The following is a 17,469-nucleotide window of genomic DNA, read 5'->3' on the forward strand; positions in this document are numbered from 1 at the left end:
CGTCCAATATGTCTTTTATGAAAAAATCGCCGTGGATTATCCATTATGACGGCTCAAGCTGCAACGGCTGCGACATTGAGGTGCTCGCCTGCCTGACCCCGCTGTACGATATCGAGCGGTTCGGCATCGTCAACACCGGCAACCCCAAGCACGCGGATGTGTTTTTGCTCACCGGCTCGGTCAACGCGCAGAACCTGCCCGTGATCCGTCAAATCTATTCGCAGATGCCGGAGCCCAAGGTCGTGGTCGCGGTGGGTATCTGCGCCAACTCGGGCGGTATTTTCCGCGAATGCTATAACATCCTCGGCGGCGCGGATAAGGCCGTGCCCGTGGATGTGTACGTGCCCGGCTGCGCCGCCCGGCCCGAGGCCATTATCGACGGCGTGGTGCGCGCGCTGGATATTTTGGAAGAAAAACGAAAGGCCCTGAAGGAAGGCCGCGAGGACGAGCTGGAGGATCGCGACAGTCTGCCGCTCTTGCCGGGTGAGGAGGAAGCGCCGTGAAACAGCAGATCATTCAAATCAAAGCGGCCGACTTGCTTGACCGCGTGCACAGCCTGCACGACGAGGGCTGTCGTCTGGTGCAGATTTGCTGCACCCGCGTGCCCGAGGGCTATGAACTGACCTATACCTTTGACCGGGCGTATAATATGTATCACCTGCGGCTGACCGTGGGCGAAACCACGCCCGTGATCAGCATCACCAGCCTGTACTGGCCCGCTTTCATCTACGAAAACGAAATGCGCGACCTGTTCGGCGTGCAGATCCGCCATATCGCGGATGAAGTGGACTACGGCGGAAGCTTTTACCGGCTGGCGAAAAAAACGCCGTGGCGCGCGCTGCCGCCGCAGCATAAGGCGCCGCCCAAGCCGGCGGCAAAGCCCGCCGCGCCCGCGCCGCAGGCGGCGAATACCACGGAGAAACCGGAAGGGGGCGAGCAGCATGGGTAAGCGCACCGTCATTCCGTTCGGGCCGCAGCATCCGGTGCTGCCCGAACCGATCCATCTGGATTTGGAGCTGGAGGATGAAAAGGTCGTTCGCGCCATCCCGTCCATCGGCTACATCCATCGCGGTTTGGAAAAGCTGGTGGAAAAGCGCGAGTTCACCGAATATGTCTACGTGGCCGAGCGCATTTGCGGCATCTGCTCGTTTGGGCACGGCTGGGGCTACTGCAAGGCCGTGGAAGGCATGATGGGCGTGGATGTGCCGCGCCGCGGCAAATACCTGCGCACCATTTGGCACGAGCTTTCCCGTATCCACAGCCATCTGCTGTGGCTGGGCCTGCTGGCGGACGGCATGGGCTTTGAAAGCCTGTTTATGCACGCTTGGCGCTTGCGCGAGCAGATCCTCGATATTTTTGAACAGACGACCGGCGGCCGCATCATCTTTTCCGTCTGCAAAATAGGCGGCGTGCGCCGCGATATTGAAAACAGCGAGCTAAACGGTATCGCGCAGCGCCTGCACGATATGGAGGCCGAGGTGCGCCGCATTACCGACGTGTTTTTGGAGGACCCGACCGTGAACGGCCGTTTGCGCGGCGTGGGGTTACTCAGCCGCGAGGACGCGGCGGAGCTGTGCTGCGTCGGCCCGGTGGCCCGCGCCAGCGGCATTTCGATGGATTTGCGCGCGGTCGAGCACGACGGCGCGTACCACGAGCTGGCCTTCAAGCCCTGTCTCGCCACGGAGGGCGATTGCTACGCCCGCTGCGACGTGCGTATCCGCGAGATATTTTCGTCCATGCGCATCATCCGCGAGGCGATCGATAAAATGCCGGAGGGCGATATCGCCGTGCCGGTAAAGGGCAACCCGCAGGGCGAGTTCTTTGCCCGGCTGGAGCAGCCGCGCGGCGAAGCGCTGTATTACGCCAAGGGCAACGGCTCCAAGTTCCTTGACCGCGTGCGCGTGCGCACGCCCACCAACATCAATATTCCCGCGCTGGTTAAAACGCTGGAAAACTGCGACTTTGCCGACGTGCCGATGCTGATCCTGACGATCGACCCATGCATCAGCTGTACGGAACGCTAAGGGGGCACCGATTATGGCATATTTACATTTCGCCCGCACGGTATTGGCGAGCCTGTTTCAAAAGCCCGCGACCACGTCGTACCCGGTCACCCCGCGCGAGTATCCGGATAAAACGCGCGGCAAGGTCGCGATCGTAATAGACGATTGCATATACTGCGGCATGTGCATGCGCAAGTGCCCGGCGGACGCGATCACCGTCGACCGCGCGCAAAAAACGTGGACGATCAATCCCTTCTCCTGCGTTCAATGCGCCTGCTGTGTCGATAACTGTCCCAAAAAGTGCCTGCATATGGAGGTGCAGTATACCGCCCCCGCGCCCGTTAAAACCGAGGAGGTTTTCCATGCACGAGTACCCGATCACTCAGAGGATCGTTCAGATCGCGACGGCTGAGGCCGATAAAGCGCATGGCCGCGTGACCGGGATCGATCTGGTCGTGGGGGACGATTCCGGCTTTATCGGGGAATCGATCCAAATGTACTTCGATATCATTTCGGAAGATACGCCCTGCGCGGGCGCGGCGCTCCACATCGAGCGCGTGCGGCCCAAGCTGAAGTGCGGGGCCTGCGGCGCGTATTTCGAACGCAAGCCCTTTTCCTTTGCCTGTCCCGCCTGCGGGGGAGACGGCGCGCCGACCGGGATCGGCAAAGAATTTTACGTCAAAAGCGTCGAGCTGGAGGTAGATGACTGATGCATATGGTAAAAAAGGACGTCATGACGGACATCCACGCGGAAAACGACCACATTGCCGCGCATGTAAACGGTTATTTGTCCGATAAGGGCGTCTTTACCGTCAACCTGATGGGCGCGCCCGGCGCGGGCAAGACGACCACGCTGGAAAACCTGATCCGCCGGTTAGCGGTCAAATGCTACGTGGTGGAGGGCGATATCGAATCCGATATCGATACCGAGCGCCTGCGCGGGCAGGGCGTGACCGCCAGTCAGATCAATACCTTCGGGGCCTGCCATCTGGACGCGCCGCTGCTGCACAACGCCGTGCACGCCATGACGTTCGCGGAGCCCGGCATCCTGTTCGTTGAAAACGTGGGCAACCTCGTGTGCCCGGCGGAGTTCTCCATCGGCGAGGATATCAAGCTGTTGCAGGTATCCGTCGCGGACGGCAGCGATAAGCCCTATAAGTATCCGCTTGCCTTTGAAAAGGCGGATGCGATCCTTTTGAGCAAGATCGATCTGACGCCCTATCTGAATTTTGATGAGGAATTTTTCATGAAGGGCGTGCGCCATTTGAACCCCAACGCGCCGGTGTTCAAGGTGTGCGGCGTCACGGGCGAGGGATACGACGCGGCCGCCGCATGGCTGATTGACCGGTCGGGCAAATGACGACCTACCGTCTTATTGTCACGGGCCGGGTACAGGGCGTGGGCTTTCGCCCTACGGTATGCCGCATCGCGCGGGAACTGGGGCTAAAGGGCGAGGTGCGTAACCTTGGCGGCGCGGCGGAGATCGTCTGCAACGCGGAAGGGGCGGCGCTCGAATCGTTTTTAAGGCGCCTTGCCGCCTGCCCGCCGCCCATTCATATCGAGCGCATCACCGCCGCGGAGGTCGCTCTGCGGCGGTTTTCTTTCTTTCGGGCGGTGGAGAGCGCGGGCGAGCCGTCGCGCCCCGTGCTCCCGGCGGATCTGGCGGTGTGCGCGGATTGCCTGCGGGAAATGCAAAACAAAAAGGATGCGCGCTACCGCTATCCGTTTATTTCATGCGCGGGGTGCGGGCCGCGCTACACCATCATCCGCCGTTTGCCGTACGACCGCGCGCGCACCACGATGGACGCGTTTGCAATGTGCTCCATGTGCGCGGGCGAATATGCCGATATGGAAAACCGCCGCTGCCATGGGCAGACGCTTTCGTGCCCGTCTTGCGGGCCGCAGCTATTGGGCGAAACACGGGCGGGCGACCGAACCGCGCGGGAGGACGCGGTGCGCGCCGCCCGCGAGCTGCTAAAAAGCGGGGCGATCATCGCGGTCAAGGCGGCGGGGGGTTACAACCTTGTCTGCCGGGCGGACAGCGAAAAGACCGTGCGCGCGCTGCGCGCACTGAAAGCGCGGCCCACAAAACCGTTTGCCGTGCTGTTTGCATCGATGGACGAACTGCAAGCCGTGTGCGAGACGGACGAGACGGAGCGGGCGCTTTTGCTTTCGCCCGCGCGGCCCATCGTGCTGCTGCGCCGGGGACAAAATTGGCGCGCGCGGGTGTGCGCGGACGCGGCGGGGACGGACGGTCCGCTCGGCGCTTTTCTGCCCGCCTTCGGCCTGTATGCGCTGCTGGCCGAGGGGCTGCCGCTCATCGTCACAAGCTGCAACCACGCCGGGCAGCCGATCTTATACGGGGACACGGCGATGCGCGCTTACTTTGCCGCGCACACCGAGATCGCGGGTTTGTTCTGGAACGAGAGAGAAATTTTGCGTCCGGCGGACGACGCGGTGACCCGTGTGGTCGGCGGCGCGCCGCAGGTGCTGCGCCGCACGCGCGGTTATCTGCCCGAGCCGCTCGCGCAGGAGGCCCCCATGGGCGAGGTGCTGGCGCTTGGGGCGGAGATGGAGCCCGCGTTTTGCCTTGCCTCCGGCGGGCGGTACTACCCGGCCGCCGTGCCGGGCGACCTTGCGGAACGCGAAACGCAGCGGGCCTTTCGGCAATCGCTGCGCGATCTGACCGCGCTGACGGGCGCAAAGCCGCGTCTTGTCGTGCACGATAAGCACCCCCTCTATTTCACCACCGCGCTGGCGGAGGAGATGGAGCAGCCCCGCCTTGCGGTACAGCACCACCACGCGCACGCCTTGTCCGTCATGGCGGAGCACGGGCTGAAGGGCCCGGTGCTCGCCGTGTGCTTTGACGGCACGGGTTATGGCGATAACGGCAAGGTTTGGGGCGGCGAGTTTTTACGGTGCGAGGGTGCGGACTATACCCGCGCGGGCCATCTGGCCGAGGTGCCCTTGCTCGGCGGCGACGGCTCGATGCGGCAAGGCTGGAAATCCGCTTTGTGCCATCTGGCGCATGCGGGGCTGGAAAGCGCGGACGCGCGTTTTCCGGTCGTTCGCGCGGCGCTTCAAAGCGGCGTCAACACGATTGGCAGCTCCAGCATGGGGCGGCTATTTGACGCGGCCGCCGCCGTGCTCGGCCTTTGCGGGGAAAACACGCATCAAGGCCGCTGCGCGCGGGCGCTCGAAGCGGCGGCGGAACGCGCGGCGCGGCGCGGCGTTCGTCCGCTTGCCATGGCGTTTGCCGAAGCGGACGGCGTGTTCGATCCCGCGCCGCTGTTCCACGCACTGGTTTGCGCGCCTGACGCGGATGCGGCGGCGCTCGGCTTCCATCTGGCGGTCGCTGATATGGTGGCGTGCATGGCCGCGCGCACGGGGATCGAGCAGGTCGCGCTCGCGGGCGGCGTGTTCGCGAACCGGCTGCTTATCACGCGCTGCACGGAAATGCTCGCCGCGGCGGGCCATACCGTTTGGTTTAATCGCGAGGTGCCGCCCGGCGACGGGGGCCTTGCCGTCGGGCAGGTATATTACGGACTGCTCGCGGGCGGCCAAACCTGACTGAGAAACGAGGAAATAACATGTGTGTAGCTTTTCCCGGACGGATCGTCTCAATCGACGGCGATCGCGCCAAGGTGGATTTCGCGGGTACCATGGCCGATGTCAACGTGTCCATGGTCGAGGCGCGCGTCGGTGATTACGTGCTTGTCCATGCGGGGGTCGCCCTGCAAACCATGGGCGAGGAAGAGGCAGGAACGCTTACCGAGCTGTTTGACGAACTGAAAGAGGCCGCGAATGGATAAACGGTTGCTGGCGGATTACCTGCGGACGTATCATGGCCGCCCGCTGCGGCTGATGGAGGTCTGCGGCACGCATACCGCCGCCCTATACCGCTCCGGCGTGCGCGGTCTGCTCAGCGAAAAAATCACACTGCTCGCCGGGCCGGGCTGTCCGGTTTGCGTCACGCCGACGGCCTATATCGACAAGCTGGTCGCGCTCGCCCGCACGCCGGGCGTCCGCGTGCTATCGTTCGGCGACATGCTGGCCGTGCCGGGAAGCGCGGTCTCGCTCGCGGGCGCGCGGGCCGAAGGGGCGGATGTTGACTTTTTCTACGCGCCCGAGCAGGCGCTCGCCCTTGCGGAGCGCGCGCCTGATACGCAGTTCGTGCTCGCGGCGGTCGGCTTTGAAACGACCGCGCCTGTCTGGGCGGCGGTGGCGGAGGGCATATTGTCGCGGGGCCTATCCAACGTGCGCCTGCTGACCGCGCTCAAGACCATGCCCGCCGCGATGGACGCGCTGTGCGGGGCGGGCGGTATCGATGGTTTTTTGTGCCCCGGGCACGTCGCGGTCGTAACGGGCGCGGAAGCGTTTCGCCCGCTCGCGGAAAAGTGGAAAAAGCCCATGGTTGTCGGCGGGTTCACGCCCGAGCTGCTGCTCGCGGCGCTGTGCCGCCTGACGCGCGAGGCGGAGCGGGGCAATGCCGGCGTGTGGAACGAATATCCGGCCTTTGTGCGCGCCGCGGGCAATGAAAAGGCGCGAAGCGCCGTTTCGCGCGTATTCGAGGCGGGCGAAGCGCTGTGGCGCGGGCTGGGGCAGGTGCCCGGTTCCGGGCTGTATCTGCGCGGCCCCTATGCCGCGCTGGACGCGGGCAGCCGGGGACTGAGCGCCGACCGCGCGCCGGAGGGCTGCCGGTGCGGGCAGGTGCTGACCGGCGCGATCGGGCCTTGGGACTGCCCGCTTTGTGGAAAGGCCTGCACGCCCGAGCATCCGGTGGGCGCGTGCATGGTGTCGGGCGAGGGCGCGTGCCGCATTTGTCTCATAACGGGAAAGGAATGACCATGAAAATTCAGTTGCGCCATGGCGCGGGCGGCGCGGATACCGCCCGGCTGATCGGCGATATTTTTGCGGAACGACTTGGAAACGAAGTGCTGAACCGTATGGAGGACGCCGCCGTGCTGCCCTGTCCGGCGGGCGAGCTTGTGATGACGACGGACAGCTTTGTCGTGCAGCCCCTGACCTTTGCGGGCGGCGATATCGGGCGGCTCGCGGTGTGCGGCACGGTGAACGATCTGCTGTGCATGGGCGCAAGGCCTTTGTACCTGACCGCGGGCTTTATTTTAGAAGAGGGGCTGGATTCCGCGCTGCTGACGCGGCTTGTCGAGTCGATGGCGCGAACGGCGGCGGAAGCCGGCGTGCACATCGTCGCGGGCGATACCAAGGTGATCGAGGGCAATGGCGGCCTTTATATCAATACGACCGGGCTGGGCGCCCGTCCGGCGGAGCGCGAGGTGTCCGCCGCCAACCTGCGGCCCGGCGACGCGCTCATTCTATCCGGCACGCTGGGCGACCACCACGCGACGATTCTGTCCGCGCGGATGGGGCTGGAAAGCGAGCTGCAAAGCGACTGCGCGCCTCTTGGCGGCATGGTGGAGGCGCTGTTCGCCGCCGAGGCCGAGGTGCACGCCATGCGTGACGTCACGCGCGGCGGTCTGGCGACGGTCGCCTGCGAGCTGGCCGAAGCGTCGGGGTGCGCGATTGAGCTCACCGAGGACGCGCTGCCCGTTTCAGCGGGTGTGCGGGCGCTGACCGGCATATTGGGGCTTGATGTGCTGACCATGGGCAACGAGGGCAAGCTGCTGATCGCGGTGCCCGAGGGGGACGCGCTGCGCGCGCTTGAGATCGTGCAGGCCTCGCCCTATGGGGGACAAGCCGCCGTCATCGGCGCAGTGCGCGAGGGAAACGGCGTGACGCTTCATACCACCATTGGCGGCCGCCGCGCGGTCGCCCCGCTGCGCGGCGAAGGCCTGCCGCGCATCTGTTAATTAGTTAGGAATTAGTAATTAGGAATTAGGAATTGCGGTACCGCGCGTCGCGCGGTTATTAATTATCGGCTTTGGCCGATACCTTTAACTCCTAACTCCTACTTTCTAACTCCTAACTAAAAAAAGAGCGGCCGCTTGTCAGAATGACAAGCGGCCGCTCTTTTTTTTTGCAACAGCTTATTCCTAATTAAAAGCTAGTTTTCCATCTCAAGCAGGGTGCCGTCCTCGTATTTCAGGCGGGCGACCTCGTTGCCGGTGCTGCGCTCGATATCGTCCATACGGATGCTCTCCGCGATGGAGGTGATGAGCGTGTAGGAAACGCCGTGCCGCTTGGCGCGGCCGGTGCGGCCGATGCGGTGCACGTAATATTCGTTTTCCTCGGGTACGTCGTAGTTGAACACCACGTCGACATCGTCGATATCCAATCCGCGCGCGGCCACGTCGGTAGCGACCAGCACGCGCAGCTTGCCGTCGCGGAAACGGCCCAGCGTTTTTTCGCGGTCGCGCTGGCGGATGTCGCCATGGATGCAGTCCGCCTCAATGCCCTGCAGCTTTAACAGCGCGGTCAGCCGGTCGGACATGGTCTTGGTGTTGCAGAAAATCAGGGCGCGTTCATATTCGCCCGCTTCCAAAAGCCTTGCGGTCAGTTCGGTTTTGACGTTCCAGCCAAGGTCGATGCGGTACTGCTGGATATCCGGCTTGTTTTCATCCACGGCAGGAACGGTGATCTCCGCCGGGTCGCGCTGGTATACCCACGAGATATCCATCACCTCGCGCGAGATGGTGGCGGAGAACATGCCTAGATTGCGGCGCTGGGGCATGGCGTCCAAAATACGGGTCACATCCTGCACAAAGCCCATGTCCAGCATGCGGTCGGCCTCGTCCAGTACGACGGTTTGCACCTTGTCCAGCCGGGCGGCGCCGCGCTTCATCATATCCATCAGCCGCCCCGGGGTCGCCACGATGATCTGCGGGTGCTGATGCAGGGCCGTGATTTGGCCGGCGATCGGCGCGCCGCCGTAGAGACAAACGGTGCGCACGCCTTTTTTAAATTCATGCAAGCCGCGCAGCTCGGCCACGATCTGCAAAGCGAGTTCCCGGGTGGGGGCGAGCACGAGCGCCTGCGTTTCTTTCAGTTCCGGGTCGATGTGCTCGACCATGGGAATGCCAAAGGCAAAGGTCTTGCCCGTGCCGGTGGGCGCTTTGGCGATGACGTCCTTCCAGTCCATAAAAAACGGGATCGCGCCGCCCTGCACGGGGGTGGCGACTTGATAGCCCTTTTTATCCAGCGCGCGCATGATGGCCGGGGAAAGCCCCAGCTCGGCGTAGCTTACGGTTTCGGTAACTTCTTGTCCGTTGATTTCCATTTTGTTCGATCCTATCCTAATATTCGATTTACGGTTTAATCCAACAGTCAGTGTATCATACTCAGCCGTTTTTCGCAACTTTTCTTGTTGGCTGCTGTAAGAAGGTGGTTTTTTTTGTTTCCAAAGAGAAAAGATTGTGGTATAATAGCCGCAAAGCGCCTATTATACCTGTATTAAATATAAAGTATACCACCAGCGGCACGCAATGAATGCTGGTGGCTTTAAATTTGCTGGCCGCTGTGGTATACTATATCTTATCGAAATATGCCTTTATGACCTGATGCGAAAGGAAGAGATAAAAATGGCAAACCGTGTCACCATCCAGATCGCAGGGCAGCACTATACCATGCTGGCCGAGGAGTCCGAGGAGTATATGAACGAGGTGGCCGAACTCGCCCGGCAGACGATCACGGAATGCGGCGGTTCAGAGAGCTTTGCGACGACGCGCGCCTTCGCGCTCGCGACGATCAACCTCGCGGATGAATATATCAAAGCCAAAAAGGCCGCCGAGGCAGCCGAAGCCAAGCTTCGCGTGGCCGAAAGCGAGCTTAGCGCGCTGCGCAGCCAGCTGGACCGTCTGCGCGGCCAGAACCAGCGCCGCAAATGAGCTTTCCGGAACTGCTTTCTCCCGCCGGCGCGCCGGAAAGCGTGCGCGCCGCCGTACAGGCGGGCGCGGGCGCGGTGTATATGGGTTACGGCTCGTTTAACGCGCGCCGCAGCGCCAAGGGATTTTCACAGGATGAAATGGCGGAAGCAATCGCCTATTGCCGCGCGCGCGGCGTAAAAACCAATATCACACTCAACATACTGACCACCGACCGCGAGCTGTCCGGCGCGCTGAACGACGCAAAATTCCTGTACGAGGCGGGCGCGGACGCGCTGATCGTGCAGGATTTGGGTCTGGCGAGCCTGCTTCGGCGGCACGCGCCGGATCTGGACCTGCATGCCTCCACGCAAATGACCGTACACACGCTGGACGGCGCGCGGGAAGCAAAGGAACTCGGTTTTTCCCGGGTTGTCCTCTCGCGCGAATGCTCGCTTGACGAAGTGCGCCTGATTACAGAAAACGCCGGTGTGGAGACCGAGGTATTCGTGCACGGCGCTTTGTGCATGTGCTATTCGGGTCAGTGTTATCTGTCCGCCGTGATCGGCCGACGTTCGGGCAACCGGGGCCTGTGCGCCCAGCCTTGCCGCCTGCCGATGAGCGGCGGCTATCCGCTGTCGCTGAAGGATTTGTCGCTGGCCGACCATGTTTGTGAACTGAAAAAGCTGGGCGTTTGCTCCCTCAAGATCGAAGGGCGTATGAAACGGCCGGAATATACCTATATTGTCACCGCGATCTACGCCGCGCTGCTGCGTGAAAACCGCGCGCCGACCGAAGCCGAGCGCGACACGCTGCGCCGTGTCTTTTCGCGGGACGGCTTTACCGACGGCTACCTGACCGGCGAAAAAGGCGACGCGATGTTCGGCACCAAAACCGAGGTGCTGCTGCATGAGGTGCAAAGCCTGTATGACGAAGCAGCGAGCCGCTTTGCGCAGGGCAGGGAAGCGCCGCTTGTTCCGGTCGCGCTGCGTTTTTCGGCGGCGGAAAGCGGAATTTCGCTTTCTGTAGAGGATGGAACGCACGGCGCCGCCGCTGTCGATTTGGACGAGGTGCCGCGGGCGATCAACCGCCCCGCGACCGTGGAGACCGTGGAAAAGGCGCTGCGCAAAACCGGCGGCACGCCTTTTTATGCTGAAAAATTGGAAATTGATCTGCCCGAAGGGCTGATGCTGTCCGCCGCGCGCCTGAACGCCCTGCGGCGTGAAGCGCTTGAAAAGCTGATGGCGCGCCGTTTGGCGCCGCCGGAACGGCGCTGGCAGGACGCGGCCGCTCCGTTATCCATGGACAAGCAACAGCCGTTCGCGGGCTTTACCGCTTCCGTTAGGACGGGGGAGCAGGCGCGGGCGCTTGCAGAGCTGGGACTTACGGCGATCTACGCGCCGCTCGCGGTCGCGGCCGAGACCGGCCTGCCCGCTATCCTGCCGCGCGTCTTTTCCGATTGCGAGCAGCCTGAGATCGAACGCCTGCTGGGCAGCGCGATGGAAAAGGGCACGGATACCGTGATGATCGGCAATCTCGGCCAACTCGCGCTCGCGCGGCGGCTGGGCCTTACCGTTTGCGGCGATTTTGGGCTGAACGCCTTTAACAGCGAAACGCTCGCGGTGCTGGCGGCGCGCGGGGTTTCGCGCCAAACGCTTTCGTTTGAGCTGCGGCAGGCGCAGCTGCGTGATCTGCGCGGGCCGCTTGAGACCGAAATGATCGTTTACGGCTTTTTGCCGCTGATGGTTTTTGAAAACTGCGCGATACGCCGCCGCCACGGCGGCAAATGCGCGTGTAAAAATGGCGTGACCGAGTTGACCGACCGTAAGGGCCAAAAATTCGCCCTGCTGCCGGAGTTCGGTTGCCGGAATACGCTGCTCAACAGCCGCGCCCTCTGCTGGGATGAGCCGCCCGCCCGCGCGGGCGTCACCTATGGGCGGCTGCTGTTTACTGTGGAATCGCCGGAGACTTGCGCGCGCATCGCGCAGTCGTTTGTCGCGGGCGAAGCGCCCGCGGGTGAATTTACGCGCGGCCTTTACCACAGGGGAGTAGAGTGACGGACAAATTAGTTAGGAATTAGTAATTAGTAATTAGGAATTGCGGTCCCGCGCGCCGCGCGGTAATTTCAATATCGGCCTATGGCCGATCTCCTTCAATTCCTACCTATCCAATTACTAACTACTAATTCCTCATTACTAATTATCACAGGGATAGCAAGGGGTATGTATGGAACTCGTATTAGCATCGGCTTCGCCACGGCGGCGCGAGCTGCTCGGGCTGATCACCGAAAACTTTACCGTGGCCCCGATGGACACGGATGAAACGCTTTTGCCCGGCGCGCCGCTGGGGCAGGAGGTCGTGCGCCTGTCGCGCGGAAAAGCGGAAAAGGCGCATGGAGCGTACCCAAATGCGTATTGCATCGGCTCGGATACGCTCGTAACGATCGACGGGATCGCGCTCGGCAAGCCGGAGGGACCCGGCCGCGCCCGCGAAATGCTGCGCATGCTGCGCGGCCGCACGCACGAGGTGCTGACCGGTCTTGCCGTGCAGCCGCCCATTGGGGAAACGAGAACGCTTTTGACGCGCACGCTCGTTACCTTCCGCGCCTTTGATGAGGATGAGCTGGAAAAGTATCTGGCCACCGGCGAGCCGCTCGATAAAGCGGGCGCTTACGGGATTCAGGGCCACGGCGCGCTGCTGATCGAAGGCATCGCCGGCGATTACTACAGCGTGATGGGCCTGCCTGTCGCAGGCCTGAACCGCATCCTCCGCGATCTCGGCGTTGCCGTGTAGCAAGGGCCGCGTAAGGCGCGGCTTTTGATCGAACTTAACTCGAAGGGAGCAATCAATTCTTGCGTAGGAAGAACATAACCTCGCGCTTTGTTGTCGTGATCGCCGCGATCATAGCGATCTGCGTGCTTTCCGCGTTATATAGCGGCGTGACGGGCAATCCGTCGCCTGTGACAAAGCTGGCCGGCATGGTCGTAACGCCGATCCAAAGGCTGGGCACCGGCATTACCGGGCTATTTGGCAAGGGGCACGAATATTTTTTTGAAGTGGACGACCTGAAGGCTGAAAACGAAAGCCTGAAAAAACAGGTGCGCGAAATGGAACAGAAGGTGCGCGACGCACAGATCGCGCTGGATGAAAACGACCGCCTGCGGCAGGAACTGGGCCGCGCCGAGCGCAGCCGCGACCTGACGCAGCAGACCGCCGAGGTAATAGGCCGCAACCCGGGCGACTGGGCCATGACGCTGACGCTCGACAAGGGTACCTCCCACGGGGTCGAGGTGAACGATCTTGTCACGACAGAGGACGGCATGGTCGGCTATGTCAGTCAGGTCGCGTCCAACTATTGTACCGTTACGACCGTGGTGGATGTGGAAATGCAGTGCGGCGCGCTGGTTACGCGCACGCGCGAAGCCGCCATTGCCGAAGGCAACTACGACATGATGAGCGAGGGCAACCTGCGCCTTTCCTATTTGAAGGAGGATGCGGACATTGTCATCGGCGACACGGTGGAAACCTCGGGCCGCGGCGGCGTGTTCCCCAAGGGCGTGATGATCGGCACGGTCGAAAGCGTGCTGACCGAGGAAAACGGTATTTCCTATTACGCGGTCATCAAGCCGTTTGTCAATGTGGATACGGTGACAAGCGTGTCCATCATCACCGACTACACGATCACGGAGTAAAAAAGCATGCAGAGAGAACAGGTATCCATTCCTAAAAATTTATTATATATTCTGTTGGCGGTCGTGTATTTTGCGCTGCAAAGCAGCTGGGGCCGCTACTTCTCGGTGCGCGGTTTTCATATCGACCTGCTGCCGTGCTTCGTCGCGGCGGCCGCCCTGTTGGACGGTCCGGTCGAAGGCGTTATCATGGGCGTTGCGGTGGGCGTTTTGTACGATGTGGGCTTTGTCGGCATCGACGGGGTCTATCCCATCTTCTTTTTACTGTTCGGCTTTATCGCGGGCTCGCTCAGCAGGCTCACGCTCAGCCGCAACTATGTATCGATGATGATGCTTTCCGCCGGTGAAATGATTCTGATAGGGCTTTTGCGCTATTTTTGCTACCTGCTGCCCATGCACGGGGCTTCGTTCGGGCTGGTGATGCAGCAGGTGTTCGGCGGCGCGGTGCTCACGGCGGCGCTCAGCTTTCTGGTATACGCGCCGGTGAAGAAAATAAGCAAAAAATTCGAGTCCAGATAAGTTTTCGGAGCTGATTTGTGAGGTCTTTTTTCAATGGTGAATAAAAATCAACTGCTGCGCCGCTTGATCGCGCTTGCCTGCGTGCTTCTGGTGTGCGCCTCGCTCGCCGGATGGAAGCTGACGCAGTTGCAGCTAGTCCACGGCGAGGAAAACGTGAAAAAGGCAGCGGTGCACCTGACGACGATCACGACGGTCTCCGCCGCGCGCGGCGAAATACTGGATCGCTACGGCCGTCCTCTCGTGACCAACCGCACGGCCTTTTCCATGGTGCTGACCTATTCTAACTGGCAGACCGAGGGCCAATTCGACCGCCTGCTGGAGCTGACGCGCATGGTCGAAGCGGACGGCGGCGAAGTCAAGGACGTGATGCCGATCTCGAAAACCGCGCCCTATACCTTTACGGCGGAAAACGCGGATGAGGCAATGACAAAGCTGCGTAAGTATATGGCGGAAAGCGAAAATAAGATCCATGTCGGCAATACCGCGACCGCGCCCGAGTTTATCGAAGCCATGCGGGTGTATTTGAAATTGCCGGATACTTATTCCCAGCAGGATGTGCGTACGGTGGTAGGCCTTTATTACAGCATGCGCACGGTCGGCTTTGATATGCGGCAAAACTTTACGTTGGCGACCGATGTCACGGTCGACCTGATCGCAAAGGTAAAGGAAAACCACAAAAAGTACGCGGGCGTTGATTTTCAGACCGAGTCCGTGCGGCAATATGATACCGAATACGCCGCGCACCTGCTTGGCACCGTTCACCCGATGTGGACCGAGGACTGGGACGGCGAGGACGGCAAACCGGGTTATAAAGAGGATCCCCGTTACAACATGAACGATTCGGTAGGCGATTCCGGCATTGAAAAGGCGATGGAATCCTACCTGCACGGCACCTCCGGTTCCGCCACGGTGGAGACCACGCTCGGCGGCGATAATCTCAGCGGACAAACGAACTCCTATGCGCCCGAGCCGGGCAACAACGTGGTGCTCACCATCGATCTGGAGCTGCAAAAAGCGGCGGAGCAGTCGCTGGCGGAGAATGTGTCCGGCTACGGCCACGGCGGCGCGGCCGTCGTGCTCGACGTGCACTCGGGCGAGGTGCTGGCCATGGCCTCGTATCCGACCTATAACCTCGCGACCTTTAACAAGGAGTACGACGAGTTAAAGAAAGATAGCCGAAAGCCCTTTACCAACCGCGCCACCAGCGGTCTGTACGCGCCGGGTTCCACCTTTAAGGTGCTTTCCGCCATCGCGGCGCTGGAGACCGGCGTGATCGATGAAAACACATCGTTTACCTGTACGGGCGTTTTTGAATACGGCGGACAGAAATTTGAGTGTAATAACCATGAGCATCCGGCTACCTATGATGTGGTCAACGCGATCAAATATTCGTGCAACACATTCTTCTACAACGTAGGCCAGCAGCTGACGGGCGCGGCGCTTGAAAAATGGTGCAAAAGTTTTGGTCTGGGTCAGGTGACCGGTATTGAGGTGGGCGAGGCGGCAGGTCAGGCCGCCGGCCCGGAAACCCGCGAAAAAATGCTGGATAACGACCCGACGCTGCGCGAGTGGCAGGGCGGCGACGACGTACAGGCGGCCATCGGCCAGTCGGACAACTGGTTCACGCCCTTGCAGCTTTGCAATTATATCGCGGCGGTCGTCAACGGCGGCACGGTCTATAAGCCGACGCTGGTCAAAAACGTGAAGAGCTACGATTACGGCGAGGTCGTCAAGACCGATGAGCCGGAGGTCCTCGGCAATGTCACCTTTTCAGACAAGACGCGCGATACCGTTATGACCGGCATGGCCGAGGTTACCGCCGAGGGCGGCACCGCCGCCACCGTGTTCGCCGATTATCCGATCAAGATCGGCGGCAAGACCGGTACGGCGGAAACCAACGACCCGGAAAAGTCCAACGGTGTGTTTGTGGCCTTTGGTCCGTTTGAGGATGCGCAGATCGCGGTGTGCGTGGTGGGCGAGGCCGCGCAGCACGGCGCGTCGGTCGCTCCGGTCGTGCGCGATATTTTCGACGCCTACTTCAAGACCGAGCCGGATTTAGTGGAAACGGTGGAGAAGGAGAACGCGCTTTTAAACTAAGCGCCCCATGCCGCGCCGCTTCGACGCAACAGGCGTAAATATTTGCTGAAACGCTTGTAAATTGTGGTTTTCTCGTGTATAATGATACACATAGATTTTTAGCTTCGGAGGCGTTATGTTGAAAGTCATATTGGTTGCATCCGGCAAGGGAGGCACGGGCAAGACCTCCTTTACCGCGGGCGCGGGCGCGGCGCTGTCGCTGCTCGGCCGCCGTGTGCTCCTGATCGACGGAGACTGTGGCCTGCGAAATCTCGACATCGCGCTCGGCATGTCCGACCGCGTGGTTTATTCCTTTGCCGATGTGGCGGGCGGCGCGGTGCCGCTTGCGGATGCGATTGCGCATCACCCGACGTATGAAAGACTGAGCCTGCTGACGGCGCCGGTCGCGCTGCCCGCGCTCAGCGAGCGCGGGATGGAGCAACTGGCCGTGCAGGCGGAGGAAGCGGGTTTTGAGTACCTGCTGATCGACGGCCCGGCCGGTCTGCCGGCTGAGCTTTCCTTTTCCGCGCATATTGCAACACAGGCAATTATCGTCACCACACCGGACAGCGCCTGTATCCGTGGGGCGGAGCGCTGTGCCCGTAAGCTGGAAGAGGAATATTGTATTGCCCGTATACGTATGATTCTCAATCGTGTTCGCCCGCAGCTGATTCGCAGCGGCAAAGCGGACAATATCGACGACGCCATGGATGGCGCCGGGTTGCCGCTGCTCGGCATCGTGCCTGAGGACGAGGATATCATCGCGTGCTCAAACCGCGGCAACAGTATCCTTTCTATCAAGCATACCGGCGCGGCGCGCGCCTTTTCCAACATCGCGCGGCGGCTCGAAGGCGAGCGCGTACCGCTAATGAAAATCTAAAGATCGGCTCCGTATCGCCGACGCTTCAGACAAGTCTGAAAGGGGATGGATCGCATATGAACGTAGCGCTGATCGCACATGACCGCAAAAAGGAACTGATGGTGCAGTTCTGTATGGCCTACTGCGGTATTTTGGCAAAGCACAATATATGCGCTACCGGCACGACCGGTAAATTCGTAGAAGAGGCAACCGGCCTCAAAATAGAAAAATGTCTTGCGGGCATGCAGGGCGGCGAGGAACAAATTTCCGCGCGCGTGGCCTACAATGAAATCGACCTTGTTCTGTTTTTCCGCGACCCCATGACCAACGCCCAGTACGAGCCCGATGTGCACGCGATCGCGCGACTGTGCGATATGCATAACATCCCGATCGCCACCAATTCCGCCACCGCGGAAATGCTGATCCTTGGCCTTGACCGCGGCGACCTCGATTGGCGTAATATCGTCAATCCTAAAAATCGCTAACAACGTAAACTGTCCTTCCGGGATTGTTGCGGCGGTCTCTGCCCCTGTCCCAGAACG

The 17,469-nt window shown here is 61.3% G+C and carries 19 protein-coding genes; 18 read left to right on the forward strand and 1 reads right to left on the reverse strand.

Annotation, left to right across the window (positions count from 1 at the left end; genetic code table 11):
• Window positions 1–8 precede the first annotated feature (8 nt).
• From RWV98_RS08300 to hypE, 10 genes are read left to right on the forward strand one after another with little or no spacing between them, the layout of a single operon-like run.
• Complete coding sequence (locus tag RWV98_RS08300) at window positions 9–503, forward strand: NADH-quinone oxidoreductase subunit B family protein (RefSeq protein WP_317865183.1); 495 nt, start codon at window positions 9–11, stop codon at window positions 501–503.
• Complete coding sequence (locus RWV98_RS08305) at window positions 500–949, forward strand: NADH-quinone oxidoreductase subunit C (RefSeq protein WP_317865185.1); 450 nt, start codon at window positions 500–502, stop codon at window positions 947–949. Before RWV98_RS08300 ends, RWV98_RS08305 begins: the two co-directional genes overlap by 4 nt.
• Entirely contained in the window at window positions 942–2,024 is a 1,083-nt protein-coding gene (locus tag RWV98_RS08310) for a hydrogenase large subunit (RefSeq protein ID WP_317865187.1), read from the forward strand. Before RWV98_RS08305 ends, RWV98_RS08310 begins: the two co-directional genes overlap by 8 nt.
• Before the next feature lie 13 nt (window positions 2,025–2,037).
• The gene (locus tag RWV98_RS08315) at window positions 2,038–2,415 is read left to right on the forward strand and encodes a 4Fe-4S dicluster domain-containing protein (protein WP_317865189.1); all 378 of its coding nucleotides are present in this window, start codon (window positions 2,038–2,040) and stop codon (window positions 2,413–2,415) included.
• Window positions 2,366–2,713 (forward strand): hydrogenase maturation nickel metallochaperone HypA/HybF, encoded by a 348-nt coding sequence (locus RWV98_RS08320; RefSeq protein ID WP_317865191.1) that lies wholly within the window; start codon window positions 2,366–2,368, stop codon window positions 2,711–2,713. The genes RWV98_RS08315 and RWV98_RS08320 overlap by 50 nt, the downstream gene beginning before the upstream one ends.
• Window positions 2,713–3,363: a hydrogenase nickel incorporation protein HypB gene (gene hypB / locus RWV98_RS08325; protein WP_442872110.1), complete on the forward strand. Its 651-nt coding sequence runs from the start codon at window positions 2,713–2,715 to the stop codon at window positions 3,361–3,363. Before RWV98_RS08320 ends, hypB begins: the two co-directional genes overlap by 1 nt.
• A complete protein-coding gene (gene hypF, locus RWV98_RS08330) occupies window positions 3,360–5,573 on the forward strand; it encodes a carbamoyltransferase HypF (protein ID WP_317865193.1) in 2,214 nt (737 codons plus the stop codon). The genes hypB and hypF overlap by 4 nt, the downstream gene beginning before the upstream one ends.
• Before the next feature lie 20 nt (window positions 5,574–5,593).
• Window positions 5,594–5,815: a HypC/HybG/HupF family hydrogenase formation chaperone gene (locus RWV98_RS08335; RefSeq protein WP_280963715.1), complete on the forward strand. Its 222-nt coding sequence runs from the start codon at window positions 5,594–5,596 to the stop codon at window positions 5,813–5,815.
• The gene (hypD, locus tag RWV98_RS08340; RefSeq protein WP_317865196.1) at window positions 5,808–6,848 is read left to right on the forward strand and encodes a hydrogenase formation protein HypD; all 1,041 of its coding nucleotides are present in this window, start codon (window positions 5,808–5,810) and stop codon (window positions 6,846–6,848) included. Before RWV98_RS08335 ends, hypD begins: the two co-directional genes overlap by 8 nt.
• Window positions 6,849–6,850: 2 nt before the next feature.
• On the forward strand, window positions 6,851–7,834 hold the full coding sequence (gene hypE, locus RWV98_RS08345; protein WP_317865198.1) for a hydrogenase expression/formation protein HypE: 984 nt from the start codon (window positions 6,851–6,853) through the stop codon (window positions 7,832–7,834).
• Window positions 7,835–8,028: 194 nt separating this feature from the next.
• On the opposite strand, the gene RWV98_RS08350 is transcribed toward hypE, so the two are convergent.
• Window positions 8,029–9,201 (reverse strand): DEAD/DEAH box helicase, encoded by a 1,173-nt coding sequence (locus RWV98_RS08350; RefSeq protein WP_280961516.1) that lies wholly within the window; start codon window positions 9,199–9,201, stop codon window positions 8,029–8,031.
• A 301-nt stretch (window positions 9,202–9,502) separates the two neighbouring features.
• Between RWV98_RS08350 and RWV98_RS08355 the strand changes: the two genes are divergently transcribed.
• The 8 genes from RWV98_RS08355 (at window position 9,503) to RWV98_RS08390 (ending at window position 17,412) form a co-directional block, all read left to right on the forward strand.
• Window positions 9,503–9,808, forward strand: coding sequence for a cell division protein ZapA (locus RWV98_RS08355; RefSeq protein WP_280961515.1), 306 nt, complete (start codon window positions 9,503–9,505; stop codon window positions 9,806–9,808).
• The gene (locus tag RWV98_RS08360; RefSeq protein ID WP_317865200.1) at window positions 9,805–11,841 is read left to right on the forward strand and encodes a U32 family peptidase; all 2,037 of its coding nucleotides are present in this window, start codon (window positions 9,805–9,807) and stop codon (window positions 11,839–11,841) included. The genes RWV98_RS08355 and RWV98_RS08360 overlap by 4 nt, the downstream gene beginning before the upstream one ends.
• Window positions 11,842–12,010: 169 nt before the next feature.
• Window positions 12,011–12,577, forward strand: coding sequence for a Maf family protein (locus RWV98_RS08365; RefSeq protein ID WP_317865202.1), 567 nt, complete (start codon window positions 12,011–12,013; stop codon window positions 12,575–12,577).
• 59 nt (window positions 12,578–12,636) lie between these two features.
• Window positions 12,637–13,476 (forward strand): rod shape-determining protein MreC, encoded by an 840-nt coding sequence (mreC, locus tag RWV98_RS08370; RefSeq protein ID WP_280961512.1) that lies wholly within the window; start codon window positions 12,637–12,639, stop codon window positions 13,474–13,476.
• Window positions 13,477–13,482: 6 nt separating this feature from the next.
• The gene (mreD, locus tag RWV98_RS08375) at window positions 13,483–13,992 is read left to right on the forward strand and encodes a rod shape-determining protein MreD (RefSeq protein ID WP_317865205.1); all 510 of its coding nucleotides are present in this window, start codon (window positions 13,483–13,485) and stop codon (window positions 13,990–13,992) included.
• 33 nt (window positions 13,993–14,025) lie between these two features.
• Window positions 14,026–16,089, forward strand: a complete 2,064-nt coding sequence (locus tag RWV98_RS08380) for a penicillin-binding transpeptidase domain-containing protein (protein WP_317865206.1) — start codon at window positions 14,026–14,028, stop codon at window positions 16,087–16,089.
• Between the two features lie 118 nt (window positions 16,090–16,207).
• Entirely contained in the window at window positions 16,208–16,948 is a 741-nt protein-coding gene (locus RWV98_RS08385; RefSeq protein ID WP_317865207.1) for a nucleotide-binding protein, read from the forward strand.
• A 56-nt stretch (window positions 16,949–17,004) separates the two neighbouring features.
• The gene (locus RWV98_RS08390) at window positions 17,005–17,412 is read left to right on the forward strand and encodes a methylglyoxal synthase (protein WP_280961508.1); all 408 of its coding nucleotides are present in this window, start codon (window positions 17,005–17,007) and stop codon (window positions 17,410–17,412) included.
• Window positions 17,413–17,469: the final 57 nt, after the last annotated feature.

It is taken from the genome of Agathobaculum sp. NTUH-O15-33 (genome assembly GCF_033193315.1).
Taxonomy (GTDB): Bacteria; Bacillota; Clostridia; order Oscillospirales; family Butyricicoccaceae; genus Agathobaculum; species Agathobaculum faecihominis_A.